Annotated in this window: 5 protein-coding genes and 1 pseudogene; 2 read left to right on the top strand and 4 right to left on the bottom strand. The window is 75.6% G+C overall.

All coding sequences use genetic code 11. From position 1 onward, the window contains the following. Positions 1 to 1,152, bottom strand: a 1,152-nt coding sequence (locus SSNG_RS32280; protein ID WP_050779963.1) for a cytochrome P450, incomplete at its 3' end; no start/stop codon positions are given. A 216-nt stretch (positions 1,153 to 1,368) separates the two neighbouring features. On the opposite strand from SSNG_RS32280, the gene SSNG_RS32275 reads away from it, so the two are divergent. Further along, on the top strand, positions 1,369 to 1,923 hold the full coding sequence (locus tag SSNG_RS32275; protein WP_042802513.1) for a hypothetical protein: 555 nt from the start codon (positions 1,369 to 1,371) through the stop codon (positions 1,921 to 1,923). A gap of 208 nt (positions 1,924 to 2,131) precedes the next feature. Here SSNG_RS32275 and SSNG_RS32270 read toward each other — a convergent pair whose 3' ends face one another. The 3 genes from SSNG_RS32270 to SSNG_RS42610 all read right to left on the bottom strand — a co-directional run bounded on the left by SSNG_RS32270 (position 2,132) and on the right by SSNG_RS42610 (position 5,678). Next, positions 2,132 to 3,160: a hypothetical protein gene (locus SSNG_RS32270; protein ID WP_007268139.1), complete on the bottom strand. Its 1,029-nt coding sequence runs from the start codon at positions 3,158 to 3,160 to the stop codon at positions 2,132 to 2,134. 1,070 nt (positions 3,161 to 4,230) lie between these two features. Beyond that, on the bottom strand, positions 4,231 to 5,235 hold the full coding sequence (locus SSNG_RS32255; RefSeq protein ID WP_042802509.1) for a hypothetical protein: 1,005 nt from the start codon (positions 5,233 to 5,235) through the stop codon (positions 4,231 to 4,233). Continuing rightward, on the bottom strand, positions 5,232 to 5,678 hold the full coding sequence (locus SSNG_RS42610; RefSeq protein WP_042802507.1) for a hypothetical protein: 447 nt from the start codon (positions 5,676 to 5,678) through the stop codon (positions 5,232 to 5,234). The genes SSNG_RS32255 and SSNG_RS42610 overlap by 4 nt, the downstream gene beginning before the upstream one ends. 220 nt (positions 5,679 to 5,898) lie before the next feature. Between SSNG_RS42610 and SSNG_RS42605 the strand changes: the two are divergent. Further along, positions 5,899 to 6,678 (top strand): annotated as a pseudogene (locus SSNG_RS42605) (hypothetical protein); the annotation flags it as partial.

The following is a 6,678-nucleotide window of genomic DNA, read 5'->3' as shown; positions in this document are numbered from 1 at the left end:
CCTGCGCAGGGCCGTGCCGATGGCGATCTCGCCTTCGAGGCGGGCCAGCGGTGCGCCCAGGCAGTAGTGGATGCCGTGCCCGAACGCCAGGTGGGCGTTGTCCCGGCGGGTGATGTCCAGGCGGTCGGGGTCGGGGAAGCGCGCCGGGTCCCGGTCGGCGATGGCGGAGGCGATCAGTACGGTCGATCCGCGCGGGATCCGCACGCCGGCGATCTCGACGTCCTCGCGGGCGAACCGGGCGATGCCGGGGTTCACCGGCCCGTCGTAGCGCAGGAACTCCTCGACCGCCCCCGGCAGCAGACCGGGATCGGAGCGCAGCAGGCCGAGCTGGTCGGGGTGGGCGAGCAGCATGGCGAGGCCGCCGGCGATGAGGTTGACGGTGGTGATGTAGCCGGCGGCCAGCAGCAGGAAGACCATGGCGATCAGCTCGTCCTCGGTCAGCCGCCGCTCCTCGTCCCGGGCGGTGACCAGGGCGCTGAGCAGGTCGTCCCCAGGGTGTGCCCGCTTGTCCCGGATGAGCCCGGTGACGTAGCCGCGCATGTGCTGCCAGGCCTCGTTGACGACGGCCGGGTCGGGCGGCTCCGCGCCGCGGGTGATCAGGCGGTCCGTCCAGCGCTGGAAGTCGTGGCGGTCGTCCACCGGGACGCCGAGCAGTTCGCTGATCACGGTGACGGGGAGGGGCAGCGCGAAGTCGGCGACGAGGTCGGCGCGGCCGGCGGGGACGACCTCGTCGAGCAGCCGGTCGGTGAGGGCTTGGACGCGGGGCCGCATCCCGGCCACCCGGTGGGCGGTGAACGCCTTGGAGACCAGGCGGCGCAGCCGGGTGTGGTCGGGCGGGTCGCTGCGGAGCATGTTGCCGAGCATCGCCTCGCGCTCGGTGTCGGGCAGCTGCCGCAGCAGGCGGGTGTCCGTGGCGTCGCGCACGTCGCTGCTGAGGCGGGGGTCCGACAGGGCCTCCAGGCCGTCTTCGTAGCGGGTGACGAGCCAGGCGTCCAGGCCGCCCGCGATGACCGCGCGGTGGACGGGGGCCCGTTCGCGCAGGTGCCGGTAGAGCGGGAACGGGTCGGCGACGAAGGCCGGGTCGGCGTAGGGCAGCAGGACGGGCCGCTCGGCCGTGCCGGGTCCGGGGTCGTCGCCTGATCGCGTCGTCACCCGGCCATGATGCCCGGCGGGCGGGTCCCGCGGCAGGAGCGCCACGGGGGCCTGTACGACGGCCGGGGGGGGGAGGGCGGGGAGGGCGGTCCGGCCGGGCGCGTCCGCCGTGGAAGCACGTCCCGCCCGGTCGGCCGGGCCGGACCCGAAGGCACCGCCGGGCGGTCCGGACACCCGCCCCACCGACCCGCGTCGGCCCTCCGCTACCTTGACCGGATGCACAGACACAGCAGGTGGGAGCCGTATCGCCGGGCCGGGCGGGCGGCCGCCGCCACCGCCGCGGCGATCGGCGTGCTGACGGGCTGTTCGGACCTGCCGGGCGAGGAGGAGGTCCGCTACGCCGGGGACTACGGCAGCCACGAGCCGCTGGCCGTGGTCGGGTACCCGTCGGCGGGCACGCTGCGGACCGCGCAGGAGGTCGTCTGGCGTACGGCCGACGGGGACCCGGCGGAACTGGCCGCCCTCGCGGCTCCGGGCACCGCGCGGGGCGTCCCCGCGGCGACGGCGCGGAACTGGATCTCCGCCTTCGGCGAGGGCGCCCGGGGGAAGGTCACCGCCGAGTTCTACGACGAGGGCTCCAAACGGCAGAGCGTCGTCCTGTACTTCCACGCGACCGGCCAGATCAAACAGATCAACGTCCGCACGGGCATGGGCGGCGAGGACCGTGACTGGTACGTGTACATGGACGAGCCGGAGCGCGCGGCGGCCACGGCCGTGCCGTCGTGGATCCCGAAGACGCCGGGCGCGCTCGGCTCCCGGTCGGTGCCCTAGGGTCTGTCGTCAAACTCCCGTCGTCGCCCGGAGGGCGGCCCCGCGGCGTCTGGTGCGTGCTCTCGGTGCGCCGGGCGGAAGCCCGCGTACTGGACGTACTTGGCTTTCGCCCGGTGCGGCGAGAGCGCGTGCCAGGCGTCGCGGGGCAGACGGGAGTTTGACGACAGACCCTAGAAGGTGTCGCGGGGCGGCCGGGGTGCGGGAATGGTCAGACGGGCCCTGGGCCGGAGGGCTTGCGGGTGCCCGCCCCGGTCGCCGACGCCGTCAGCAGTGCTTCCAGCAGCAGTTCCTCCGGCGAGGCCGCACCGGTCACGCGGCGCAGGCTCAGCGAGAGCAGGGCCAGGGTCCGTTGCTGTGCCGGCCGCTCGGGCGAGTCCTCGGGGAGCAGGGCGACGAGTTCCGCCTGGATCTCGACCACGCGCCGCAGGACGTGGTGGTCGTGCAGTTGCACGACGCCTGCGTAGAGCGCGCCGGCCACGTCCTGGCGGAGCCTGATCCGCCAGCCCAGCGAGACGCGGGCGAAGGACGGGGCTGCCAGTACGCCCTCGGCGGCGGCCGACAGCTCGGCGAACCGCTCCGCCGTGGGGCTCCGCGCGAACGCCTTCTCCGCCTTCTCCATCCGTGCCACGACGGGGTCCAGGTCCGCTTCGGCGCGGCGGCGGGCGGGTTCGCGCGGAGTGGCGGGCGGAGCGGGCCGCAGGGTGTCCGGCCACGGCCGGGCCTCGAAGTTGTGGAGCACCCGCATGACGTCCCGGAGCATCCCGGGGGAGGTGTAGAAGTCCTCGGGGTCGGTCACCAGGCGGAAGCGGACCTCGTGGCGCCGCTCCACCAGTGCCCGTGCGGCGCGTTCGGCGGTGACGCGGGCGGTGGGGACGATGAGCACGGGCGAGGAGCTCTCGGGCCGCAGCATGAGGTAGGCCACGCCGTCGAGTTCGGAGTGCGCCAGCATCATCGTGACCGGTCCGCGTGCCTCGTCGAGGCCCAGCACCGGCAGTTCGACGAGCAGGGCGCGGTGCGGGGTCCGGTGCTGGAGGAGGACGACGCGCCGCCGCGCGGCGAGCCGGCGGTCGCCCGTGAGCACTCCGGCGAGGTCGCCGCCGTCGCGCATGCACAGGGTCGTGTCGTCGTCGAGTTCGCCGAGCCACTCGTGGAGCCAGGCCGGTGACAGGTGGCAGGCCCGCTGGTCCTGCCAGGGCGAGATGAACCACAGGGCCGTGTCGCCCTCGTCCAGCCACATCGGTTCCCGGCCGAACGGGCTCCACGCCGGGCACCCGGACGGGGAGCGCGTTGTGCAGCACCTCGACCAGGGGGAAGCCGTGGAGCTCGTCGGTCGGGGGATTGAGGTCGATCCGGCCGTTCGTGGAGGTGGTCTGGGTGAGGACCACCGACAGCAGGGCCGGATGCAGACCCGGCATGGTGAGCGCCGGCACTGCCCACATGCCGGCGAGCACGTCCCGGTCGTCCTGCGGCAGCGTGGTGTCGGTGAGGAGCGGCCCGATGACGTTCTCCACGAGTCCGTCCAGCCACTCGGGGGTCGGGATGTCGGCGGGGAGCCGGCCGTAGGCGAGGGGTTCTCCGTCGATGCGTACGTGTGCGAGCAGGCGGGCGGTCTCGTCGGGTCCGCCGTGGGCCGCGCGGAGCAGGTCCTCGTCGGGCAGCTCCCGCAGGGCGCGGCACAGGGCGGGGAAGCGGCGGTCCGGCCGGTTGCGCGGGACGCGGAACCACTGCTCGGCGCGTTTGGGCCGGTGGAGGCGCTGTTGCTGCCAGGCCTCCAGGACGGGGACGGCGAGCGCGAGCGTGCCCAGGTCGAGGGCGAGCCGCTCCCGGGCCTCCGGGGGCAGGTCGCGGGTGCGCAGCCACTCCAGGGCGTCGGCGGCGTCGAGGTAGGCCTGGGGGTGCCGGGCCCGGTAGGCCTCCGTTTCGGCGGGCCCGACGTCCAGGCCGGGCAGGAAGGTCGCCACCGCCTCCTGGGTGAAGCGGGACGCCTGGACGGTGGCCGCGAGCAGTCGCGCGCACCGGTCGCGCACCGCTCCGGGCTCGTAGGGCTCCATGGCGGAGGGGCTCAGGACGAGCTGGGTCCAGCCCAGTGGGGTGGTCCTGAGCAGGACGTCGTGCACGGATTCGTGCGCGAGGATCTCCGTGAGCGGGTCGCCGTCGGTGATCCGGTCGATGCTGACGAGGATGCGGCCGCCCCGGCAGAGTCCCGCCCAGTCGCGGCTGAAGTCGAGGACGCGCGCGGCGGATCCGGTGGGGCCGGGCGGGCGTGGGTGGGGGCGGGAGGGGGAGGTGCGGGGCATGGCGGGCCTTTCAGCGTGAGCCGTCATCGCCCGGTGCGGCGGGCGGCGCGGCGGTGTGCGGGGCCGGCTCCCGCTCGTGCTGGTGCTCGTACGGGAGGGCGGTGAGCGGTACCCCCTGCGCCCAGAACCGGGTGAGCCGGCGGCCCAGGACCCGCTCGGCTTCGGGGTCCGCGGGCAGGGTCAGGTGCAGGGCGGTCAGGAGGTCGAAGCGGTGCAGGTCGAAGGCGGCCGACAGGGCCTCGCCGTAGCCGCGGGCCGCCGCCACGGCCGCGCGGTAGGCCACCCAGGCCGGCAGGAGGAACACGGCCGGACTCGCCCGCCACCAGCCGTCGGCGCCGAGGACGAGGGGGACGCGGGGCATTCCGGTGGCGCCCTTTTTTTTTTTTTCAGGCGGCACTCTCCGGTTCGAGCTGGTCGCGCCGGTCGTCGACGACGGCCCGGATTTGTTTTCCGAGCATGGGGTAGAGTCTTTTTTTCTCTTTACCACCGCGTCCGCCCCGTATTCGGCCCCCGCCGTCGCCTCCGCGGCGCGCAGGGTGTTGCCGAGTGCCGTCGGCAGCAGGGGCAGCGGGCGTGGCGGGAAGCTCCGCGCCAGCTGCCAGGCGGCCGCGAGGATCCGTTGCCGTTCGCCCTCGGCGGGGTCGGCGGTGACGACCTCGGCGGCCCGGGCCAGGCGGTCGCGGGCCCGTTCCTGCACCGTGAGCCCGAGCCGGGCGGCGGCGCGGGCCGGGCGCGGCCAGTACCCCTCCAGCAGCCGGACGAGCGGGGTCTGGAGGGGATGCAGGAGGACGGCGACGAGCAGCGCCCCCAGGGCGAGTCCGGCGAGCGCGGCACCGGACAGGCCGTGCAGGCGGGACAGCGCCCGGGACGCCTCGATGCCGCCCCCGGGCGCCCGGGCGGCGAGGAGGGCACCGAGGTACGCCAGGGCCGCGTAGGTGGGCAGGTAGCCGACGAGCGCGAACCGTGAGGCGGTCAGCCGGGTCACGCCCGTCGCGAGCTGTGCGGGGGCGCTCACCGCGCGGCGGTCTCGTGCGGTCGCAGCGGCACGTGGTGCACCGGGCAGGCCGGCGGGACGTCCGGGTGGCGTGCGAGAAGCACGGTCGCGTCGCCGTGCGGGCAGCGGAACTCCAGCAGCGCCCAGGACACGGGCAGTCCGGGGAGAGTGGCACCGTCGCCGGCGCCCAGCGCGAACCCGCCCGCCGTGTCGTCCGGGCCCGGGCCGGTGTCGTCCTCCTCCGCTCCTCCGGCGTCCAGCAGCACGTCCTCGTCGCCGTCGGCGTCCACCCAGCGGAACGCCTCGCCGCCGAGGGCGATGACCACGGCCCTCACGCCGGCGGGCGCCGCGGCGAGGAAGCGGCGTGCGATGTCGGCGTCCCCCTCCCGGAGTTCGCCGGGGAAGCCGCCCCGGCGCACCCACACCATCACGTCGCCGGCCTGCTCCCCGTGGACGGTCCTCATGCGTGCCCCTTCCCCCGTGGCCACCGGCGGCCGGTGCGGGAGCCACATGATGCAGGGGCGGGCCGGAGCCTGTCCGGAGGTTGACGCCACTGCCGCGGATCCGGTGCCGCCCGCCCGCCCGGGGTGGCCGCGGAGCGGGGGCGTACTCGTACTGCCGTCCGGCAGGGGGTCGGCCGTACGGGTGAGCGGGGTTGTCGGCGGGCGATGGCAGCATGGCCCCATGGCTCCTGACGATCTTGAGAATCTGTTCGCCTCCCCCGCCGCGCTGCTGGCGGCCGGACCCGGTGCCCTCGGGGAACTCCCCGCCACGGGGGGTGGTGTGGGGCGCGAGGCCTTCGGGCAGGCGGTCGCGGTGCTCGACGGGGCCGAGGTGTCCCGGGCCGAGTTCGCCTCGTGGCTGCACTTCGGCGCGCGGGTGCTGGGCCACGAGGCGTACGCCGGCCTGGTCGCCGCGGCCGCGCCGGACATGCCGTGGCGGACCGTCTGGGCCTGGTGGCGCCCGGTCGGCTCCTGCCGGGCCCAGCCGAACCCGTCCGGGGGCGCGGACGTCGAGGTCCACGAGGCGGCGGACGGCCGGGTGCTGGTGAAACTGGAGGCGATGTGGGCGGGTGAGCGCTGGTTCGACGCGGCCACCGGGGAGCAGGTGCCGGCCCCGGCCGAGGGGGAGTTCACCGAGCGGCCGTACAACGCCGTGGCCGAAGCGGAGGAGGACGTCTTCTTCGACGACGAGGACGAGCCGGTCCTCCACTGGCCCGGGACCTGGGAGGAGCCCGTACCGCTCGGCGGGGGCCGGTTCGCCTTCGCCGAGGAGCGCGGGATCGCGGTCGTCGAGCGCGGCGGCGATCCGGCGGCAGCCGGCCCGGCCGGCGACGTCGTCCGGTGGGGGACGGACGGGCCCTGGTTCGCGGGGCCGGCGCCCGCCGGGACCCCGCTCGACGCGGGCCGGCTGGCGGAGGCCTTCGGGGCGGAGTGGGTCCTGCGCCTGGCGCCGGAGCGGCAG

The sequence above is a fragment of the Streptomyces sp. C genome, assembly GCF_000158895.1.
Lineage (GTDB): Bacteria > Actinomycetota > Actinomycetes > Streptomycetales > Streptomycetaceae > Streptomyces > Streptomyces racemochromogenes.
Note: the sequence above shows the minus strand (reverse complement) of the source record. Positions and strands in the feature narration are given on the sequence as shown.